This is a genomic window from Pseudoprimorskyibacter insulae (genome assembly GCF_900302505.1).
In the GTDB taxonomy this organism is placed as follows: Bacteria; Pseudomonadota; Alphaproteobacteria; order Rhodobacterales; family Rhodobacteraceae; genus Pseudoprimorskyibacter; species Pseudoprimorskyibacter insulae.
The window spans coordinates 123,505-142,943 of the sequence record NZ_OMOJ01000002.1 but is presented as its reverse complement, the minus strand read 5'-3'; the positions used below and the strand labels follow the sequence as shown (position 1 = coordinate 142,943).

19 protein-coding genes are annotated in these 19,439 nt (G+C 59.1%); 4 read left to right on the top strand and 15 right to left on the bottom strand.

The features are described from left to right. Positions 1-7: 7 nt before the first annotated feature. From PRI8871_RS06280 to PRI8871_RS06265, 4 genes are read right to left on the bottom strand one after another with little or no spacing between them, the layout of a single operon-like run. Complete coding sequence (locus tag PRI8871_RS06280) at positions 8-976, bottom strand: glycosyltransferase family 2 protein (protein WP_108885347.1); 969 nt, start codon at positions 974-976, stop codon at positions 8-10. Then, positions 966-2,225, bottom strand: coding sequence for a glycosyltransferase family 4 protein (locus tag PRI8871_RS06275; protein ID WP_108885346.1), 1,260 nt, complete (start codon positions 2,223-2,225; stop codon positions 966-968). Before PRI8871_RS06275 ends, PRI8871_RS06280 begins: the two co-directional genes overlap by 11 nt. Then, positions 2,222-3,190, bottom strand: coding sequence for an NAD-dependent epimerase/dehydratase family protein (locus tag PRI8871_RS06270; protein ID WP_108885345.1), 969 nt, complete (start codon positions 3,188-3,190; stop codon positions 2,222-2,224). Before PRI8871_RS06270 ends, PRI8871_RS06275 begins: the two co-directional genes overlap by 4 nt. Beyond that, positions 3,178-4,302, bottom strand: coding sequence for a Gfo/Idh/MocA family protein (locus tag PRI8871_RS06265; protein ID WP_108885344.1), 1,125 nt, complete (start codon positions 4,300-4,302; stop codon positions 3,178-3,180). The genes PRI8871_RS06270 and PRI8871_RS06265 overlap by 13 nt, the downstream gene beginning before the upstream one ends. Positions 4,303-4,561: 259 nt before the next feature. Here PRI8871_RS06265 and PRI8871_RS06255 point away from each other — a divergent pair, with 259 nt between their 5' ends. Next, on the top strand, positions 4,562-5,320 hold the full coding sequence (locus PRI8871_RS06255; RefSeq protein ID WP_108885342.1) for a WecB/TagA/CpsF family glycosyltransferase: 759 nt from the start codon (positions 4,562-4,564) through the stop codon (positions 5,318-5,320). A 27-nt stretch (positions 5,321-5,347) separates the two neighbouring features. Further along, on the top strand, positions 5,348-5,836 hold the full coding sequence (locus PRI8871_RS06250; RefSeq protein ID WP_281258610.1) for a serine O-acetyltransferase: 489 nt from the start codon (positions 5,348-5,350) through the stop codon (positions 5,834-5,836). Here the strand turns inward: PRI8871_RS06250 and PRI8871_RS06245 are convergent, their stop codons facing one another. After that, positions 5,837-7,135, bottom strand: a complete 1,299-nt coding sequence (locus PRI8871_RS06245) for a glycosyltransferase family 4 protein (protein WP_181389393.1) — start codon at positions 7,133-7,135, stop codon at positions 5,837-5,839. Continuing rightward, a complete protein-coding gene (locus PRI8871_RS06240; protein WP_108885341.1) occupies positions 7,132-8,529 on the bottom strand; it encodes a hypothetical protein in 1,398 nt (465 codons plus the stop codon). The genes PRI8871_RS06245 and PRI8871_RS06240 overlap by 4 nt, the downstream gene beginning before the upstream one ends. A 183-nt stretch (positions 8,530-8,712) precedes the next feature. Between PRI8871_RS06240 and PRI8871_RS06235 the strand changes: the two genes are divergently transcribed. Next, positions 8,713-9,639, top strand: a complete 927-nt coding sequence (locus PRI8871_RS06235; protein ID WP_108885340.1) for a nuclear transport factor 2 family protein — start codon at positions 8,713-8,715, stop codon at positions 9,637-9,639. On the opposite strand, the gene PRI8871_RS06230 is transcribed toward PRI8871_RS06235, so the two are convergent. From PRI8871_RS06230 to PRI8871_RS06195, 8 genes are all read right to left on the bottom strand, one after another. Continuing rightward, positions 9,599-10,246 carry a DUF1523 family protein gene (locus PRI8871_RS06230; protein ID WP_108885339.1) on the bottom strand — a complete coding sequence of 216 codons (648 nt, stop codon included), beginning with the start codon at positions 10,244-10,246 and terminating at the stop codon, positions 9,599-9,601. The two genes, PRI8871_RS06235 and PRI8871_RS06230, sit on opposite strands and share 41 nt — an antisense overlap. 10 nt (positions 10,247-10,256) lie before the next feature. Further along, complete coding sequence (locus PRI8871_RS06225; protein WP_108885338.1) at positions 10,257-10,523, bottom strand: hypothetical protein; 267 nt, start codon at positions 10,521-10,523, stop codon at positions 10,257-10,259. 1 nt (position 10,524) lies between these two features. Next, on the bottom strand, positions 10,525-11,856 hold the full coding sequence (locus PRI8871_RS06220) for a DUF6638 family protein (RefSeq protein ID WP_108885337.1): 1,332 nt from the start codon (positions 11,854-11,856) through the stop codon (positions 10,525-10,527). After that, positions 11,856-13,775 (bottom strand): AAA family ATPase, encoded by a 1,920-nt coding sequence (locus tag PRI8871_RS06215; RefSeq protein ID WP_108885336.1) that lies wholly within the window; start codon positions 13,773-13,775, stop codon positions 11,856-11,858. Before PRI8871_RS06215 ends, PRI8871_RS06220 begins: the two co-directional genes overlap by 1 nt. Positions 13,776-13,844: 69 nt before the next feature. Next, positions 13,845-14,963: a hypothetical protein gene (locus PRI8871_RS06210; protein WP_108885335.1), complete on the bottom strand. Its 1,119-nt coding sequence runs from the start codon at positions 14,961-14,963 to the stop codon at positions 13,845-13,847. Continuing rightward, positions 14,960-15,241, bottom strand: a complete 282-nt coding sequence (locus tag PRI8871_RS06205) for a hypothetical protein (protein WP_108885334.1) — start codon at positions 15,239-15,241, stop codon at positions 14,960-14,962. The genes PRI8871_RS06210 and PRI8871_RS06205 overlap by 4 nt, the downstream gene beginning before the upstream one ends. Then, complete coding sequence (locus PRI8871_RS06200; protein ID WP_108885333.1) at positions 15,231-16,307, bottom strand: GumC domain-containing protein; 1,077 nt, start codon at positions 16,305-16,307, stop codon at positions 15,231-15,233. The genes PRI8871_RS06205 and PRI8871_RS06200 overlap by 11 nt, the downstream gene beginning before the upstream one ends. Before the next feature lie 158 nt (positions 16,308-16,465). Further along, positions 16,466-17,254: a hormone-sensitive lipase gene (locus PRI8871_RS06195; protein WP_108885332.1), complete on the bottom strand. Its 789-nt coding sequence runs from the start codon at positions 17,252-17,254 to the stop codon at positions 16,466-16,468. A gap of 100 nt (positions 17,255-17,354) precedes the next feature. Here PRI8871_RS06195 and PRI8871_RS06190 point away from each other — a divergent pair, with 100 nt between their 5' ends. Then, a complete protein-coding gene (locus PRI8871_RS06190) occupies positions 17,355-18,830 on the top strand; it encodes an NAD-dependent succinate-semialdehyde dehydrogenase (RefSeq protein ID WP_108885331.1) in 1,476 nt (491 codons plus the stop codon). A gap of 49 nt (positions 18,831-18,879) precedes the next feature. Here PRI8871_RS06190 and PRI8871_RS06185 read toward each other — a convergent pair whose 3' ends face one another. Then, a complete protein-coding gene (locus PRI8871_RS06185; protein ID WP_108885330.1) occupies positions 18,880-19,437 on the bottom strand; it encodes a nucleotide exchange factor GrpE in 558 nt (185 codons plus the stop codon). Positions 19,438-19,439 lie beyond the last annotated feature (2 nt).

Genomic DNA, 19,439 nt, shown 5'->3' with positions numbered 1-19,439 from the left:
AAAATCCTTACTTGTATTCGATGATGCGCATCTGCGCGCGCCGCAACCTGCGCCAGTGAAATCTGGCCATTCCGATCAGGTTGGGAAATTTCCATAGGGTCAGCAAAGCGGCATGGCGCTGTGCCTCGGATTTCGGCAGCCCTTCGCGGCCTAGCCCTTTGGCTGTGCGCAGATAGGACACCGCATAAAGGCCCAAGATCAGCGCCGGGATCACCCATGTGATGAACGCGCCGACAAGGGCGACAAACGGCAGGATCGCGCCCCACAGCATCACCCGCCGCCGTTCGCGGACAAAGTAATCGGGATGCAGATGGCCGACCTGTGCAAAACCATGGCCGGACCGCACTGCCCGCTGCCACCATTGGCCAAAGCTGGTCATGTCGGCGTCATGCCGCGTCATTTCCTGCGGGATACGCTCCAACCGCCAGCCTGCCTTGCGCAGACGGGTACAGAATTCGTCATCCTCGGCCGCGATGACGGTCGGATCAAAGCCGCCCACCGCCTCAAAGGCATTGGCGCGGACCATCATGTCACCGCCGCATGCGTCGATCGGGCCAGCGGGGCGGCGCCATTCGAAATCACACAGCTGGTTATAGATCGTCTTGTCGCGATAGATCTCAGACCGCCAGCCGGTGACAACGCCCAGCCCATCATCCGCCGCAAGATGTGCGGCGGCCTTGGCGATATAGCCATCCACGACCGCGCAATCACCATCAATGAACTGCACCAACTCTGGCGGCGTGTCGCTATCGGCCAGCGCCTGAAACCCGGCATTGCGGGCGCGGGCGGCGGTAAAGGGAATGGTCATATCCAGATTGACGATCAAGGCCCCGGCCTTTTCCGCCTCGGCCAGACTGTTGTCGGTAGAGCCTGAATCCACATAGACCACACGCCGCGCCTGCCCCTGAACAGCGGCAAGCGCATTCACAAGGCGTTGGCCTTCGTTCCGGCCAATCAGAACAACATCAACCTGCATGGCTTGCCCCCTTGGGCCGTTTGGGCAGATCGCCCTGCCCGCTTGCATAACCGGTGAACAGGTCAGACAGCCATGCGGTTTCTTTGGCGATGTCGAACTCCTCGACCACTTTAGCACGGCCCGCCGCGCCCATGGTCCGGCGCAGATCAGGCGATTGCAGAAGCGTTTTGATCGCTGCCGCCAGCTGCGGCGCGTCCCCCGGCGGGACCAGAATACCCGACTGGCCAGAGACGACCAATTCCGGCACGCCGGCGATTTGCGTTGTGACAACAGGCACCTGCGCGGCCATCGCCTCCATCAAGACTACGGGTACGCCTTCGGCAAAGCTGGGTAGGACAAACAGATCTGTCTGGGCCAAAGCCTCGGCCACCTCGGACTGGGATTTGTAGCCTACGAAGGACGCGATATCGGTCAAACCGCGCGCCGATGCGTCCGCCTCAAGCGACCTACGTTCAGGCCCATCGCCGATAAAGGTGACCTTCAACCCCGGCACAGCATCGCGCAGCGATTGAAGCGCCTCTAGCAGAACAGGCACGCCCTTGACCCCAGCCAAGCGCCCAACAAACAGCAGATGCGCCCCGTCATGGGCAGGTGCCGCGCTATACCGTGCCGGATTGACGCCGCAATGCACGATATGCAGTTTTGACCAATGCTCTGGCCCGGAAAAACACATGACCTGAGAGCGGCAGAAGTCACTGATACAGGCGACAAAGGCCGCGCGGGCCACCTTTTCGTCGATCCGCCAGTGATCCGGCGCAAAGAAGATGTCGGGCCCGTGAATCGTGAAACTATAAGGCAGACCGCTTAGGGCGTTGACCAGCATCGCCACGGTGCACGACGCTTTGGCAATGTGGTTGTGCAAATGCTGGACGCCCTCGTCCTGCAACTTGGCCGCCAGAACGCCTGCCTCAAGGAAATAGAACATTTGATAGGCGCGGCCCCGGATGCCCTTGGGCGCGGTCCGCCACGCCAATCGAAGCGCATTCAGGTAGCGCCCCGGCGTTTTCATCCAGCGCAGATGCGCCTTGATCAGTCGCTTGGGGTTCTTGGCGGTTTGCAGCACTTGGAACGTGCGGGCGTGCTCTTCGCGCTGTTCCGGGCCGACCAGATGTTCCGGCCCGGTGCGCCGGATCGAACAGGTCAGCACCTCATGCCCACGATCCCGCAGGCCCGCGACTTCGCGTTGGATAAAGGTGTCAGACGCGCGGGGATATTCGCCCGTCAGGTATGCCAGTTTTGGCAGGCTCATGAACGGCCCCCCTTAATCGAATGTTCCATAAGCTGCTCAAATCCGGCGGAATCGGCGCCGCCCAGCACGGCACGCAACCGGGCGTTCGGATAGGTCAGCGGCATGACGCGGGCGCGCAAGGTGGGTTCGCACAGAAGGCCCGGCAGATGCGATTGCACAGGTTTCAGCAGGCGCGACAGGCCAAGCCATATACGCCAAGGCATCGGCAAAACGATCTTGGGCCAGCCGCCCACCTTGCGATGGGCCGCCAGAAACCGCAGACGGGTCGGCAGATCGTCATCCACAACGTTCAGCGGCTGCGCATGATCGGGGTCGGCCATTGCGGCGGCAATCAAGGCATTGGCCAGATGCGTGACATGGGTCAGCGGCACCTCACCATCCGATGCGATGACCATGTGAACCGGGCCAAAGGACGGGCCGGAATGGGCATGCCACGTGCGCCCCGCACCATAAACCGCGCCAGCCCGCAGCATCCAGACCGGATGGCCCGACGCGGCGCAGATCGCCTCTTGTTGCAGCTTGGCGGCGCTATAGGCATCGCGGGCGGTTTCGACCCGTTGCAGGGCGGAATCTTCGGTCAATGGCGCGTGCGCAGGCAGGGGCATCGCATCATAAACAGAGATTGAGCTGACCAGAACGATCGGCACATCAACCGGCATCGCCGCCAGAACGTTGCGCGTGGCGGTCAGGGTTTCGGCCTCATGCCGGGCCGGATCATCGCCCAGATGCGCAGCGGCGTGGATGACGGCATCAACCGGCAATGCGCTGGCAAGACGGTCCTGCGCATCCTTGGCCGCCAGATCGCAAACCAGCGGCGTGATACCGGGGTCCACCTGCCACGCCTCGGGAATGTCCCGCCGCGTGACGGCGACGACCTTCAAACCGGCCAAACGCGCGGCCACAACAGTCGCCCGCCCGATAAAGCCAGCCGCGCCGGTGATTAATACAGTCTCTATTTGGCCCATGGCATCGGCTCCACGGGATTGCAGCGCGTGGTCATCGCTTGCGCGCCCGACATCTCGCCCGCGGTTTGCATGGCCAAGGTCACCTCGGTCATGTGGAGGGCGAATTCATTGGTCAAACGGCAGGGGCGATCTTCGACCAAGGATTGCAGCATCTCGGCCGGGCCGAGCATAAAGTTCATTTCGGCCGCGCCCCAACGGGCCACTTTGGGATGGGTCGGACCGGCCAGCTTAACCCGCTTTTTCAGCGGGCTTTCCAGCAGTTTCCGGCGAATGGTCATACGCTTTGAGAATCGCACCTTAGCCGAATTGTCCCATGCCGCTTTGCACTGCAACACACCGCCATCGCCAAAGACCCGGATCTGGTGATCATGCGGCGCAACGATGGAACAAGTCAGGCGCGTCACCGGGCCGTTTTCGAAAAACAACGTGGCAACCGAAAGATCCGGGGCCATTGCGCCCTTGCCGATCTTATCGGGGATCGTTTCAGCCGAAGCGGCCACAACCGTGCGCACACTGCCAAACCACGACATCAGCCAGCCAAGATAATACCCGGCATGTTCCAACGTGCAGCCAACGTTAAACTCATCCTCATAGGGCCAGGGCGCACCGGTTTCGGACAGCCACTTGCGATAAGCAGCTTGCGGCACAAACCCGTCGTCCAATTCGGCGTAAATCGCGCGAGGTGTGCCAGCAACGCCGGTTCGGATCGCATGGCCCAGCGTTTGCGCCGCCTCGCCCAACAGCGAACAAGGTGCCGAGGCCAGCATCAGCCCCTTGCCCTCGGCCAGATCATACAGCGTTTTGGCCTGCGCCACCTCCATCGCCAACGGTTTTTCGGTATAGACGTGATGGCCCGCCTCAAGGCAGGCGCGGTTCACCTCATAATGTGCGGAAGGGTTGGTCAGGTTCAGAATGACGGCATCAGGCGGCAAGCCATCCAACAACGCCTCATAGCTCGGCTTGGCCGGAACCTTCCAGTGGTCGCAGAACTGCGCCAGCCGTGCAGCATTGATGTCGAACACACCATGCAGTCGAATGTCGGGAAAGGTCGCGAGCGACCGCATATAAAGATCGGCCACAAACCCGCAGCCAATGATGGCAATAACGCTCATTCCGCCCCCGTCGTGGATCGCGCCGGTCGCTGATGAGAAAAATATCGCATGGATCAACCTAAAAACAATCTACCTGATGCCAGCCTTGCACCAGAAAAAGGTGACGACAATCAGGCGATTCCGCGCTTTCCTTGCACTGGCTTGGGGATTTTCCGTGGCTATGCGATAAAACCGCATCGGTTTACCGGTTTTTTGGCAAGGCCCCGAATTTGCCCGTTTGTTCGTCTACACCCTTCCCCAAGTACAAGGCGACGATTCAATGCGATTCATTTTTGATACCACTGAGATTTCCGTCAACGTGCCGGATCAGGCGACGTTGCTGCGCGAGGTGCGCGACCGATTCCGGGCCAAGGCAGGGTTTGCCCTTGCCACGATCAACCTTGATCATCTGGTGAAGCTGCGCAGCTCGGCCTCATTCCGCGCGGCCTATGCCGCACAAGATCTGGTGACGGCAGATGGCAACCCTATCGTTTGGCTGTCCCGGCTGGCGGGCAAGGATATGTCACTGGTGCCGGGGTCGGATTCGATCCTGCCGCTATGCCGTGTCGCCGCCGAAGAAGGCGTGACCCTAGCCCTTGTTGGCAGCACCGAGGCGTCATTGTCTGCTGCGGCGGACTACCTTCAATCGCAGGTGCCGGGCCTGACGGTTGTCGCCAAGATCGCCCCGCCCTTCGGCTTTGACCCAAACGGAGAGGAGGCCGCCGCGATCTTCGATAATCTAAACCAATCGGGCGCAGGTCTGTGCCTGATCGCCCTAGGCGCACCGAAACAAGAGCTATTCGCCGCCGCTGGCCGCCAGAAATCGCCCACAATCGGGTTTGCCAGCATTGGCGCGGGGCTGGATTTCTTTGCCGGAACACAAACCCGCGCGCCGGAATGGGTGCGCAAGTTTGCGATGGAATGGCTGTGGCGGGCGCTGTCTAGCCCCAAGCGGCTTGGCCCACGGTATCTGAAATGTATCGCCATTCTGCCCGGTCAGGTGATACGGGCAGTATTCATGCGGTTCAGCCAAGGCTGACGCGCAGATAGTGATTTTTCGGATTTCATGATGACACAAGAACATTCCGCGACCGTTCCAGATTGGTCCCGCGAGGCGATCACCCGGTTCTGGGATCCCGCGCCGAAACTGCTGCGATCCATCCGTCGCTATCAGTCCTGCAAACAGCGCGGAACGCTGGGTTTCCTTGCCTCACGCTATTGGGCGCTGAACCACCGGTTCTGGTCGGTCATCACGCAGTGCGAAATTCACCTGAACACCCAAATCGGCGGCGGGCTTTTGTTGATCCATCCCAATGGGATCGTCATTCACCCGGATGCAAAGATCGGGGCGAATTGCCTGATCTTCCAACAGGTCACCTTGGCCGGACCCGTCACCCTTGGCGGTCATGTCGATCTAGGGGCCGGTGCGAAAATCCTGAACGGCGTGACCATCGGCGATCATGCCGAGGTGGGCGCGAACGCGGTGGTGACCAAAGATCTGCCGCCCCGAGCCGTTGCCGTTGGCGCCCCTGCCCGGATCATCGGGCAGCGGTAATTAGAAAAACACCGGCCTGTCGGGGCGTTTGCCCAGCACCCAGTCATAAACTTCAAGCACTTGGCGCGCCTTGCGATCCCACGTCAAAAGCGCATGCACGCGGTCCCGCGCGGCCTGCCCCATTGGCCACAGGGCCGCCGGATCTGCGGCCATCTTCTCTAGCTCAGCGCGGAAATCTGCGACAATGCCCGCACGCGTGCCGCACGGCACTTTGACACCGACGCCCGGCACCACCAATTCGCCCGGCCCGGCGTAATCGACGATCAACGGAACCACGCCCAGCGCCATCGCCTCTAGCACGACACCGCCGCCGAATTCGCGGATCGACGGGAAGGACAGAACCTGCGTGCTGGCCAGCACTGATTGCACGTCTTTGTGATCCATCCAGCCATGGAAGGTGACGGCGTGGTCAATGCCCTGATCCCGCGCCATCGCCTTTAGGTCATCGCCCATTGGACCGTCGCCAATCATCTCGATCGTCATACGGCGATCGCGCAGCAGGGGGGCGGCGGCCTCCAGCAACATATCCGGGCCTTTGTACGGCACCAAACGCCCCACAAAAGACGCCCGAAGCGGGCCATTGGCCGGGGCGGCCTGAAGGCTGAACCGTTCAGGATCAATTGCGTTTTCAGGGATATAGACCAGTTTCCGGGCGCATTTGGCGGGCATTTCCGACGCTGTGTGCTGCGAGCCGACGATGATCGCGCTGGCATTTCGGGCCGTCGCGGTGCGTCCGGGCAGCAGTTTATAGGCGCTGCGGATATAGCTGAGCCATTCCTTTTCGCGCCGCCGTTCTGCATCAAACCCTTTGGGCCATGGCACACCGCCATTCAGCGGCCCCATGACAAACGGCACGCCCACGCGGCGGCATTTGCCTGCGATGCTGCTGGAAATCGTCGGGCTAAGCGGTGTCACCCGATGCACCAAATCATAATCGCCGCGCCGGATCGCAGGGCCGAATTGCTTCCAGATCAGGCGTTCAAAGTAGACATAGCTGATAGCGTTGATCGCCTGGATCGTGGTCCAGCCCTTGCCTTCGCCCATGCGCAGCTTTTCGGCCAGTTTCCACATCGGCTCGGCCAGCTTTTCGGAGTCGATGGCGGTGAAATCACGCCCTTCGATCAGGCCTGCCCGCAAGATCGCATCGCGGTTGCGGATCTGGGTGACGATGTGAACATCCGCCACCTCGCGCAGCGCATTGGCCAAGGACCACCCGACCAAAGGCACACTGACCCATTCGGGATTCGCAGCTTCGGCAATGACAAGAACGCGGGGCTTTCGAATTGCGGGGGACGTCATAGAACGGATTGCCACTTCAATTGAACAGCGGGGCCTTTGGCCACGCGATGTGCCTTCAAAAACTCGGCATACCCAAGAAGCGACCCGGCAAACAGCCAGGTCAACGGAGTCAGGGTGGCGTTCGGAATCATATCAATCACATTAATGGCCAAAAGCAACGTCATAGGTGGAACAAAGGGCGATAGGGGGATGTCATGGCGGCGCATATATTCGCGCCATAACAGGAAGATCGGCATCAACAAAAGCCCGAATTCAGCGATAAACCCGACCCAGCCGAACACGCCGATCGTGATGATCCAGCGCCCGTCGGTCACGGTCAGCAATTTGCCCGACAGCCCATCATAGACCTGGTTGCGGCCCCAGTTGCCCCAACCGAAAAGCGGGCGTTGGTCTGATCGGGCCAGCAGGGTGTTTTCATTGTCAAAACGGAACTTCACCGACCCGGCGCGGTCTTCGCTAATCTCGGCAGCTTTGGCGATGATCTGCGTTTCAGGCACAATGCCTGCGCCTTTCATGGCCGGATAGCTGATGGCGATGATGGCCAATATCGCCGCCGCCGTCATTTGCAGCCGCCCATTCAGCAACAAAACCAAAGGCACCAGCAGCAAAGCAAAGGCCAAAGACCCAAGCGATTTGGCCAAGAACAGCACCACGAACAGGTAAAGACCCGCCAGCAAGTACCAATTGGGCGAATTGGCCCTGTCCATCTTCCAAAGGCCAAAGGCGGCGATACAGGCCGTCAGACAGAAGAACGCGACCCACAGACCGTGGTACAAAAAGACCACGGGCCGATAGCCGCCAAAGCGGATGGATTGGCCGAAATCGTGCTGATAAAACCCGTAGATCCACATGTTGAACTGCGGTGACAGCCGAGTTTCAACCAGCATGAACAGCGAATAGACCAGCCCCATGATCATGAAGGTCTTAAGCAGATCCTTATGGGACTCGGCGCTGCGCAGATGCTGGCGGGCCATCAGGAAGGGCAAGATCAACAGCATCTGCTGAATGACCATCGCGATCCCGTCTTTGATGCCCAGCCCCTTGATCATGAACAAGGCGCCATAGACCGTGACTTGATCGTTGGTCAGCGTCGTCACGATTGGCGAAAAGACGAAAATTAGCACCAGAACCCGGCCAAGGGTCGATGTTGGCAACCATTCGAACGGCGGATCAGCCCGGACCAATAACGTAATACAGGCGGCAAGCGCCGGGATCGTGTGCTTGGTCAGCGGCGGAATCAGCGGAAAGTCATAGGCCGTCGGCGGTTCCGGCAGAAACAGATAGCCCACCAGGATCGAGAGAATAAGCGCCCTGCCCGGTTCGTATTTACGAAACAGGTAAACCGTGACCACGGGCCACAGCAAAAGAACCAGATTGGCCAAGGCATTGGGCATCTTGGCGGCGTCACTCCTATTCGGGGCCGACTGGGTCGGATTCGCCTTCTATCGCAGACAATCAGGGCAATGTCGTGGAATGCAGGACAAATTCACGTGTATCGGCGGCAAAACCGCCTCGTTTAACGGTCGTTTAACCACGCTGCGTCAGTTTTGCATCACCTAAGACAAGGCACCCGTGACATGCCGCTTGATGATAGCGATCAGGATATCGGCCAACTGGCCGTTGGGCTTTGGGCCAACACCGGCGCGGGGCGCATGCCTGCGGGCGTTACGCTCGACACCGATCTGCGAGATGCCTGCGACCGGGCCGTCACCCTACGCAGCCACGCGCGGCAGGTGTTCGATTTTCACGCAGCGTTTTCCGATTTCCAAACCCGTGTCGAAGATTGTCTGACCTCAGACCAAGATGATGGATCATCCGTCGCGCTGCTGCGCCTTCGGCATCAAGGCACGCATTCCGGGCATGGGCGATACGGCGCCCCAACGAACAAACGCGCCTTGTTCCGATCTGTGTTGGAGCTGCATCTTGATGGCGCTGACCTGACTGCGGCGACAATCCTGCTCGACAACACTGCCCTGCTTGGGCAGGCCGGTTTGGATGTGCGGCATATGGCGAATGCGGCCCCGGCCTCAGCGTTGCAACCGGATCGGATGGATTTCCATGACAGCAGCCCATGGGGCGGTGTCTTGGCCGAAGTGCTGACAACGGCGATGGATGGCGATCTGTCCGTTCTACATCGCGGCTACGATCCCGCGGTCGAACTGCTCTACCCCGGTCAGGCCGCCGCTGGCCCGCACCAGGCCGAACGGTTTTGGCTATCGCTTCGCGCCGCGCTTCCGACGGCAACGTTTCACGTGAATACATCGCTGGGTCAGGAAGATGCGTTAACCCCGCCGCGTGCTGCAGCGTTTTGGTCCCTATCCGGGCAGCATGACGGTTGGGGACGGTATGGCGCACCCAGTGGCGCGGCCATTCGCATCAACGGCGCAACCTTCGCCGAATTCGGCCCCCGCGGCCTGCGCCGCGAGTGGACCATTATTGATGACCTTGCGGTCTGGCGTCAAATCAGCGCGTTTTCGACCGCCAACTGTCTATCCAGCGGCTGAACCGTCCGCGCTTTTCGGCGAATGAATCGCCCGCCGCCTCAAAACTGTCGCCGACATCTTCCAGCACCGGGTCGATGCGGTTGCGGCGGAACCTGCGCCAGCGCGACCAGATCGCCCAGACAATCGCGAAAAACACGGTCAGGATGATGATGTTCAGCCACGGAATGATATTCAGATCGGGCCGGTCCACCGCCTTCACCCCAATTGCGTTGGGGAAGATCGTCAGGAATTCATTGCGCCAGCCGTAATGCGTCACAACAACCCACTGGGGCGCACCCGAGGTCGATACAAGCGATTGCGCCTCGGCCTGTAGGTTCGAGGTGTCGAACTTGAAATACGGCGGCCACCCCCAGCCCGTATCCTCATTCCGGTAGACCATCACATTACCATCGGGCGTGCGGGTCTGAATGAAGAACACATCGCGGTTGGCACCCGCCGCCGTGCCGGCATCCGGCGCGGCCCAGAAGATCGAGTTTTCGCCAAAATCAATCCGGCGGTTTTCGGTGCCGACAATCTGCGCCACGTCATGCTGCGGCAGCGTATAGTGGAAGAAGGCCGCCACCAGCCCCCAGAACAGGATTGCAAAAATCCATTTCACATAGGTCATGACCGTCCTTTCAGTGAAAATTGGTCAGATAGACGATAAGCGCCACAAGGGCGAGCGGAACGATATACACGCCCAAGATCAGCTTGCGCCGCAGGGACCGGTCGTATTCCTCAAGCCCCTCTCGGATATAGGTATCACGGTCGCCGGACAAACCCTCTTCGTCCCAAGCGCGTGAAAGTTTTCCGCGCCGGACAGCACGCGAATAAAGCGACACCGAAACATAGACCACGGTCAACGCGATCAACGCCATAATCAGCAATCGGGCTAAAGCAAGCATTTCACGTCCTCCTGACTGCGCCCCAAGGGCCAACACGGTCGATCAAATCATCCGGCTCGGGTGCCTCCATCGGGGCATCATGACCAAATAGCGCGGCACGGGCCCCGGCCTTATCTGCCAGATATTCCCGTTTCAGGAAATCGGCCACATAGGCGCGCTTCGTGTCGTTCCACGTGGAATAGAGCCTATAGAACAGTTCTTTGTGGCAGATGAAAAGCTGCCGAACGTCCTTGGTTGTCAGCTCGGCCAGCAAGCGATTGACCAAGGCCGCATCCGAATGGTCCGACGCCCGAAGCGAATAGAAATACGCCGGATGATCGGAGGTGATGCGCGGCCAAGCCCCGGTGCCTTCAGCCCAACGCAGCAGCGCATCCAGCCCATGCCATTCCTCGGGCAGTTGGCCCGCGACCTGACGGGTGATCCGGCGCATATCGCTGCGCGTCGCCCCGGCCAGATCAATGCCCAGATCCTGCGCCACATCGACGACGATGAAATCCATCTTTTGACGCAGAATATCGGCGGCATTGATCCCGCGCGACCGCACCAAGGGTTCGGCCAGATTGTTCCGCTCAAGGAACATGGCCAAACGGTTGCGATCTTGCAGGCCGATCACCCGGTCAATCGGCACATCGGTCACCTTATCGCCCGCGCAGATCAGCGCAGGCTCTTGCGGACCGCGAAACAGGTACAGACCGCCAAAATGCGCCGTCCAGAAATTCGGCAGATCAAACTCCATATGTTTGAGCCTTACCGGATTGCGCACAATGTCCCCCGTCCGCTTGGAGAGCGAGATCATCTCAGCGATCAGCACATCATCGAACCACGCATCTTCGCGCGATTTGAACTGATCAACCTTCTGGCCCAGCGCAGTGGCATCGCGCACCGTGCCGCCGACCGTATCCGCCTCAACCGTCAGCTTGCGGATAGCGAACAACCGGCGCGGCGTATCGGCCATGAACACGGAATTGAGCAATTCGCCAATCACCACGTCCCGTGCGGTCAGGGCAAACAACTGGCTTTCGTTCGTCTCAATGAACCGCCGCAGAATGGACCGGCTGGCCGAGAACTGGGCATTCAGCAATGGCGCGGTTTTCTGGCGAGTGGTCAGCAAGATGAACTGCCGGTTCACCCCATTTTGGTTGAGGTAGAGCGGGTCATCAAACTCATCCCCGATTTCCGGCGAAAAGCCCGAGATGTCGATATGGAAATCGGTCAGACCAGTCGTCTTGCCCGTCAAGTGCTGAAGCGCCCGATTGTACCGCTCCACCAACGCGGGGCTGGTGACAGGGATCAGGTTGCCAAACATCAGGCCAGATTGGATGAGGCGTTGCATCACTTCCCTCCCAGATACCGGCGCTTTGCCTCTTCCTGACGGCCAAAGTCGCGGACCATGGTTTCGATGGCGACCTCGTCAGATTTATCGGCATAGCGGAATTCGCTGTCGGCGTAGCGGTTGATTTCTTGCAGAACCATGTCGGCGGTGATGGGCTTGCGCAGCTCTTCGATCATCGCGGTTTTGGTGGCGTAGTCTTTGGTCAGGAACAGGTCGGGCTGCTCCATCCATTCGTCAGGCAGTTCGAAATCCATCGCGCGAACCTTCACCGCATCGGTGATGTTCTTGATCGCGCGACCGGTGAAGCGCTCATCCGCTTGTTGGATCGCTTTCAGGTAGGCACCCATTTTCGCTAGCGTGGTCAGATCGCCGACATCGTCTCTAACACGGTCGAAAACGGCCAAAAGCCCCGCCTCTTGCGGGCGATTGTGGGTTTCAAAGCTGCGAGCGACGGCGCGCTTGATCTCTTGCGCGGCCATCAAATCGTGATCGCCCAGCGGGATGTTGTGCTTTTTGCCCATCAGCAAGGACAGAATGTCGATGTAATCCTCGCGGGTTTGTGGGCCATCGACCAAGAATCGCGCCCCGGCCCGTTGGCGCAGCGCATCGTCCACGTTCTCGGGGTAGTTCGAGAACATGCCAAAGGTACAATTGCCGCGCACAACGGTATTGGCCCCGGCAAATGCCTCCATGAACACGGCGGTCACCTCTTGCTGGCCAGCGCTGGACTGACGGTCCCCGCGTTTACCGGCGATTTGATCGATATCGTCGATGGTGCCAAAGCCGATCACACCGGGATCAAGCACATTTTGCACAAACGCCTTCGCGTTCTGGCCCGATTTGCCCTGATAGCTGTCGATATTGTCGATGCCGAAGTTCTGATACCGGAACGTGTAGCCCGCGACCTGACAGTAATCGTTGATCAGCCCCGCCATCATCTGGATCAGAGTGGTTTTGCCGGTGCCCGGCTTGCCATCGCCCATGAAGGTAAAGATGAACCCACCCAATTCGGCAAACGGGTTCAGGCGGCGATCAAAATCATAGGCCATCAGCATCTTGGCCAAACGCATCGCCTGATATTTTGCGATATGGTTGCCCACAACCTCGGTCGGTTTTTTGAACTGCATGGTCAGGGTCGTGCCCTTGCCCTTACGCGCAGGGGTATAGCCGCGCAGGGTCAGATCATCGGCCTCAATTCGGAAAGATCTGTCACTAAACCAGCCCAAATCGTCTCTGAGCCCTATTTTCTCCATCACTTGATCGGCGAAGGCAATCAGGGTCGCCACCAGCCGCGCATCGTCGGAGGCATGTTTGGCAATGTCCTGATCCAATTCCCAGAGCAGCCCGTGCAACATCAACGGCGCGTTGTCGGTCAGAACTTCTTGGACGTCGCCAACCTCAACCGATGCCTCTGACGCATGCGGCCCCATCAAGAAGGCCAGCACATTGGCAAACACATGACCGACGGCCAGCGCCTCTTGTGCCAGAAGGGTCGAAAACGCGACTTTGCGATCCGCAGGCAACGATCCTTGCAGGTTGGCGCGTTTCAGATCGGCAAGGCCCGTTGCCTCGCTCATCGTTTCACCAATGGCCAATGCAACGGACAAAGCCCGGCGCAGGGCCTGAATGGCAGTTGCCTGCACGGGAGAGACAAGCGGATCATCGTCATCCGCCGCTTCGATCCGGGCGATGATCTGTACGCCTTCGGGTCGCGCGGTCTGACGTGTGGCCAACCCCGGTGTTGTCGATCGGAACCGCCGGGTTTGCACAATGCCGGGCGAACGCACCTCAGCGGTTTGGGCCACCGGTTTGCCAATACGCGGCGCGTGGTCAAAGCCAGCCAACATAGCCGCAGCCGCTGCGTAATGCGCACGAATGTCTTCTTCGCGCAGTTCCATCAAATCGCTTGTCAGGCTCATAATCGCGCCCTTCCTTTAGAAATCCATCAACCTTTGCGTCGGACGCCCCGTCGCAAGGCAAGTGCAGGCTCAGTAACTCAGAACCCGGCCCGTATCGCTGACCACGAATTTCCGCACTGATGCAAATCCGGGCGGGTTCAGCTCGGCCAATTGCTGAAACGGGCGTTCCGGCAAGATGATGGCCCGATCCATCCGGGTCGCGCCCAGATCGGCCCCGCGGCCCGAGAATGGATCGAGCGCGAAGACCTCACGTTCGACCGTGCCGAACCAACCGGACCGTTCGCTTTCGACCCGTTCGCTTTCCAGCGTCTCTTCTGTCCAGGCCAATGCCCAATCTTGGCCAACCGGCGCGTCGGCCTTTTCCAGAACTTCACGGATCGGGCCGAATTGTTGGGTGTAGCTGTGCGAATACATCGGCCCGATGTGGAACCGACGCAGCCGTTTGGGGTGCAGATCGTCGAAGCTTTCATCAAAGCCCTTGGCGATGGTCAGCAATTTCAACCCGCCAAGCGCTTGCCCCATTAGATGCGCCTGCACTTCGGGCCAGCGACGTTGATCCTTGGGCAATGCAACGCGGCCTGTGTCCTGCAATTCCATCAGGTAAATGGTCGGCAGGTTGACCTGGCTGTCATAAACCGCCCAATGCACCAGATAGGTGCGCCGGTCGCCAACGCCGCTTAGCCATGTGACTACTGGATCATTCTGCGCCCAGAACAGGTGTCCGCGCTGCAATTCCTCGTAATAGAGCCGCTGCGACAGGGCAAATTGCAACCGCGTCGGGATTGTCTGTTCCCCGATGATCGTTTCAACCATCTGGTCTTTCAACGCCTCAACCGAAGGCATCCCCGCCAAATGACGATCAGCCTGTTGCGCATCATTGGCCATAACCAGCAGTTCATTGAACACCGGGAAACCGCTTTCGGTGGTGTCCATATTGAGCGAGCCGAAGAATTGCCCGGTATCGCGGCCCACCAACAGGTACTTCATGCTGAGCGCCTTGAACGTATAGGCAATGCCGCGAATGTAGCGGTTCATCACCGCGACTTCTTCTTTGGTCAGTGCGCCTTCGGCCTGAAGAACGGCAGCGACTCGACCCAAATGGGCCGTAATAGACTCGAATTTCGCAAAGTAGCGCCGACTGGCAAAGGTATCGGTGATACCCCGATGATCGGCGGACGGATTGTTCATGCGTTTGCCTTTCGACGCTTTTTGAACATTGCAAACCCTACGGCGAGCGCGGCAACGCCAAACAGGAAGACCATGCGAGCCTGCAAACTGTATCGGGCCTCGACCACGTCGCCGACGATTCCAGCCAAGCCAAAAAGTATGGCCGCGATGACCAACGGGTGCCACCGCTTGCCTGAAAACAACGCGCGCCAGCCTCCTGCCTTGTGAGCTTCAAACAGCGAAAAGATCGCAGTGAAACCCACAAGGGACGCGCCGACTGAAGCCAGATCAATTGCCATAGAGGTTCTTGTCGTGCTTTTCGACGATCTTGGCGAACCGGCGGGCAAAACGTTCATCCGCCTTGGCCTTTTGTTCCAGAATGTTCCGGGCAAAGACCATATGACCTTCGTGCGCTTCCAGCATGTCGGCCATTTTCTGGTTCGTCGCCGAGCCAATCGCCGCCATCGCGGTCTGCGCCTCTTTGTCGGTCGCGACGCCGATTTCGTTGATCCGGTGCGCGACGTCCTGCTGCTGCGCCGTCTTCAACGATTTGGTCAGGGCATCATACAGAACCACACGCTGTTTCGTGTCTGTTTGCAGCTTGTTAATCAGCACCATCTGCGTAGCGGCTTGGTTCTGAAGCGAGTCGATCCAGGTTTTGCCCTTCTCGATGTAACGTTCCAACGTCTGGCTTTTGGCCAGTTTCACCTGCTCTTGCTGCACCAGTTCGTTGTACTTGGCGTTCATTGCGGCAAGCTCAGATTCAAGCGCGGTGCGGGCTGCCGCGTCTTGTTCCACGGCGATCTTGTTTTCCAGCGTGATAATCGCCGGGTCCATGCCCGCGATTTCAGCCTTCACAGCTTCAAGTTCGGCCACAGTGGTTTCACGTTCGGTCAAGGTTTCCGACAGGTTCGCCTCAACCTTGGTTTTCTGGTCGGTCAGCAGGTCCAACTGACCTTCGAGCAAACGAACGATGACGTCGGACTTGGCGATCAAGTCTTGCAGTTTGTCATCAATGTTCGCCGTCTTGATCCGGTCTTGGCGCATCGAATCCGATTTGCCCTTTGAAAAGATGCCGACAAAGCTTTCCCAGCCCGTCTTGGACCGCATGTCGTCGAAATCTTTCGAAAACGCGGCGGTCACATCGTCGAGGCCCATAATCAGCTCGGCGATGTTCGCGTTCATCACGTCGGTATGGGCATGAACGTCTTCCAGCGAAGCGTTTTCGATATCGATGCTGACATCATCGCCGGCCTTCATCTTTGAGCGCGCGGTTTCGATCCGGGTGGTGAGTTCGGTAATCTGTTCCTGCGCGGCGGCAACTTGTGCCTGTGACTGACGAACCTGTGTTTCAAAATCGGCCATGGGCCACCTCCTGTCTGAAAGTCTTTTCAGAGATATGGGTAATGTTAATCTGCTTTACACCGGGCATATGCGCGGATTTGGGGGAACTGTGGCAAAACTGCAAAGGGTTGAAAAGTAGGGATTCACTCCGCCTATCGGGGAAAACGTGGCCGCATAGGTCACATGAGCAGCATATTGGTCATCGCACTGCGCGGCAAAGCCAACCCGTCGATCACATCGAAATGGTGGCGCGCCGGATCAACCACCATTGGCACCTTCCACGCCTCAGAAAGCCAGCGCGACTGATCCAAGAAAACGGGCCGTTCATCTGCCCCAACCCAGACCAGCGACGGGATATCAGGGGCCGGTTTCATCGCCGGACTTTCGTCAGCGGCGGAAGCCTCGGTCATTTTGAAATCGACATTCATCGCAGTGTGGATCAGCGGACGCAGATCGGTGACGGGCGAAATTGGCATCACCAGTTCGATACGGGCCCGGACATCGTCTGGCAGCAGGTCATCCTGCGTCACACGTGAAACAAGGTGGCCCCCGGCCGAGTGACCACATAGCCGGATCGGCCCCGACACCGTGGCGGCAATTGCAGTAATCGCGGACGCGATTTGCAGCGAGATCTGGGCAATGCTGACATCAGGGCAAAGATCATAGCTTGGCATCGCGACCGTCCAGCCCCGCGCCAAGGGGCCCGCCGCCAGATGCGACCAGAAGTGTCGGTGGAACCTTATCCAATATCCGCCATGGACAAAGATCACCAACCCCCGCGAATCAGACTCGGGACGGAACAGATCATAGGCTTGCCGATCCGAAGGCCCATAGGGCGCGCCCAAATCAGCCCGACCAAGATCTGCCATCCGCGATCTGAACTCGGCGGCCTGCTGTTCCCACCTTGGAGGGTAGTCGGCGGCGCCAGGGATATAGGCCGCATTTGAATAGGCGTCGTCAAAATCCATGGCGCGACCTCCGTCTGCTGGAAGACACTGTAGCCCTGTCCTAGACACCGGCGCAGCGTCGTGGTGAGAATACGCCAACCTTAATGGAGGAGCCTGCTTTATGTCCAAGCAAACCACCGATCTGAAATCACTTCTGAAAGACCCGACCCTGCTAGAGACCCGCGCCTATATCAACGGCGAATGGGTTTCTGGTGACAGCACGTTCGAGGTGACCAACCCCGCGCGGGGCGATGTGATTGCGCAAATCGCCGACATGACGCGCGACGACTGTGGCCGCGCGATAGATGCGGCGTACAAAGCCCAAAAAGACTGGGCAAAATGGACCGGGAAAGAACGGGCGCAGGTTCTGCGCAAATGGTTCGACCTGATGATGGAAAACCAGGACGATCTGGGCACTATCCTGACCGCCGAACAGGGCAAGCCGCTGGCCGAGGCCAAGGGCGAGATTGCCTATGGTGCGTCTTTCGTCGAATTCTTCGGCGAAGAAGCCAAGCGCATCTACGGTGAATTGATCCCCGGCCACCAGCGCGACAAGCGCATTCAGGTGATGAAGCAACCGATCGGGGTCGCGGCGTCGGTTACGCCGTGGAACTTCCCCAACGCGATGATCACCCGCAAAGCCGCACCTGCGCTGGCGGCGGGCTGTGCCTTTGTCGCCCGCCCCGCGGCAGAAACGCCGTTGTCGGCCATTGTTCTGGGCGTTCTGGCCGAACGCGCGGGCATTCCTGCGGGCGTGTTCAACGTGGTGCCATCGTCGCGGTCGTCGGACATCGGCAAGGAATTCTGCGAAAACCCGAAAGTTCGGAAACTGACCTTCACCGGGTCCACCGAGGTTGGCCGCATCCTGCTGCGCCAAGCTGCCGATCAGGTGATGAAATGTTCGATGGAGCTGGGCGGCAACGCGCCGTTCATCGTGTTCGATGATGCAGATCTTGATGCCGCTGTCGAAGGCGCGATCCTGTGCAAGTTCCGCAACAATGGGCAGACCTGTGTCTGTGCCAACCGGATCTATGTGCAGGCCGGTGTCTATGACGCCTTTGCTGAAAAGCTGGCCGCCGCTGTGAAAAAGATGAAGGTAGGCGACGGGCTGGAAGCCGGCACCGATCTTGGTCCGCTGATCAACACCGACGCGATCACCAAGGTGCAGGAACATATCGCCGACGCAACTGCCAAGGGCGCAAAGGTCATTCTGGGCGATGGTCAGCCGACACAGGGTCCGGGCAACTTCTTGCCGCCGACCATTGTCACGGGCGTGACCCAGGATATGGCCGTGGCCACCGAAGAAACCTTTGGACCGCTGGCACCGCTGTTCAAGTTTGAAACCGTGGACGACGTGATCGAAATGGCCAATGACACGATCTTTGGTCTGGCCTCCTACTTCTACGCCAAAGACCTTAGCCGCGTGTATAAAGTGGCCGAAGAATTGGAATACGGGATCGTGGGTGTGAACACCGGCATTATCTCTACCGAGATGGCACCGTTCGGCGGAGTCAAGCAATCCGGCCTTGGCCGCGAAGGCAGCCATCACGGCATCGAGGATTACCTCGAAATGAAATACGTCTGCCTTAGCGTATGAACAAAAAGGGCGGCCAACTGGCCGCCCTTTTCACATGAAACAATCCAGATCACGCAGGGTTGGACGAAACGCCAACCTGTGCCGCGCGGATCAAACGGTCGTGCAGCATAAAGCCTTCGGTCGAAACCTGAATGATGTCGCCGGCCTTGGTGTTCGGAACCGGCGCTTCGAACATCGCTTCATGCATCTTGGGATCAAAGCGGTCGCCAACCTGCGGCGCGATCACTTCGATGCCGTGCTTTTTGAACACGTTCAGCAATTCGCGCAGGGTCAGTTCAACACCTTCCATCAGCGCCGCCGAAACGTTCTCTTCTTCGCCTGCGGCCTGAACGGCACGTTTCAGGTTATCGTAAACCGGCAGCACATCACGCGCCAGTTTCGAGCCGCCGTATTGTTCGGCTTCGCGGCGGTGTTTGTCCGCACGCTTGCGCGCGTTTTCGGCCTCAGCCAGCGCACGCATGAATTTATCATGGTATTCATCGCGTTCGGCGCGCAGCTGTTCCAGCTCCAACGCTTCGCCATCGATTTCTTCCATCTCACCCGCGTAGGCCTCTGCTTCGGCGGTTTCTACGTCATCCAGAAAATCGTCGTTTTTCGGGTCTGCCATTC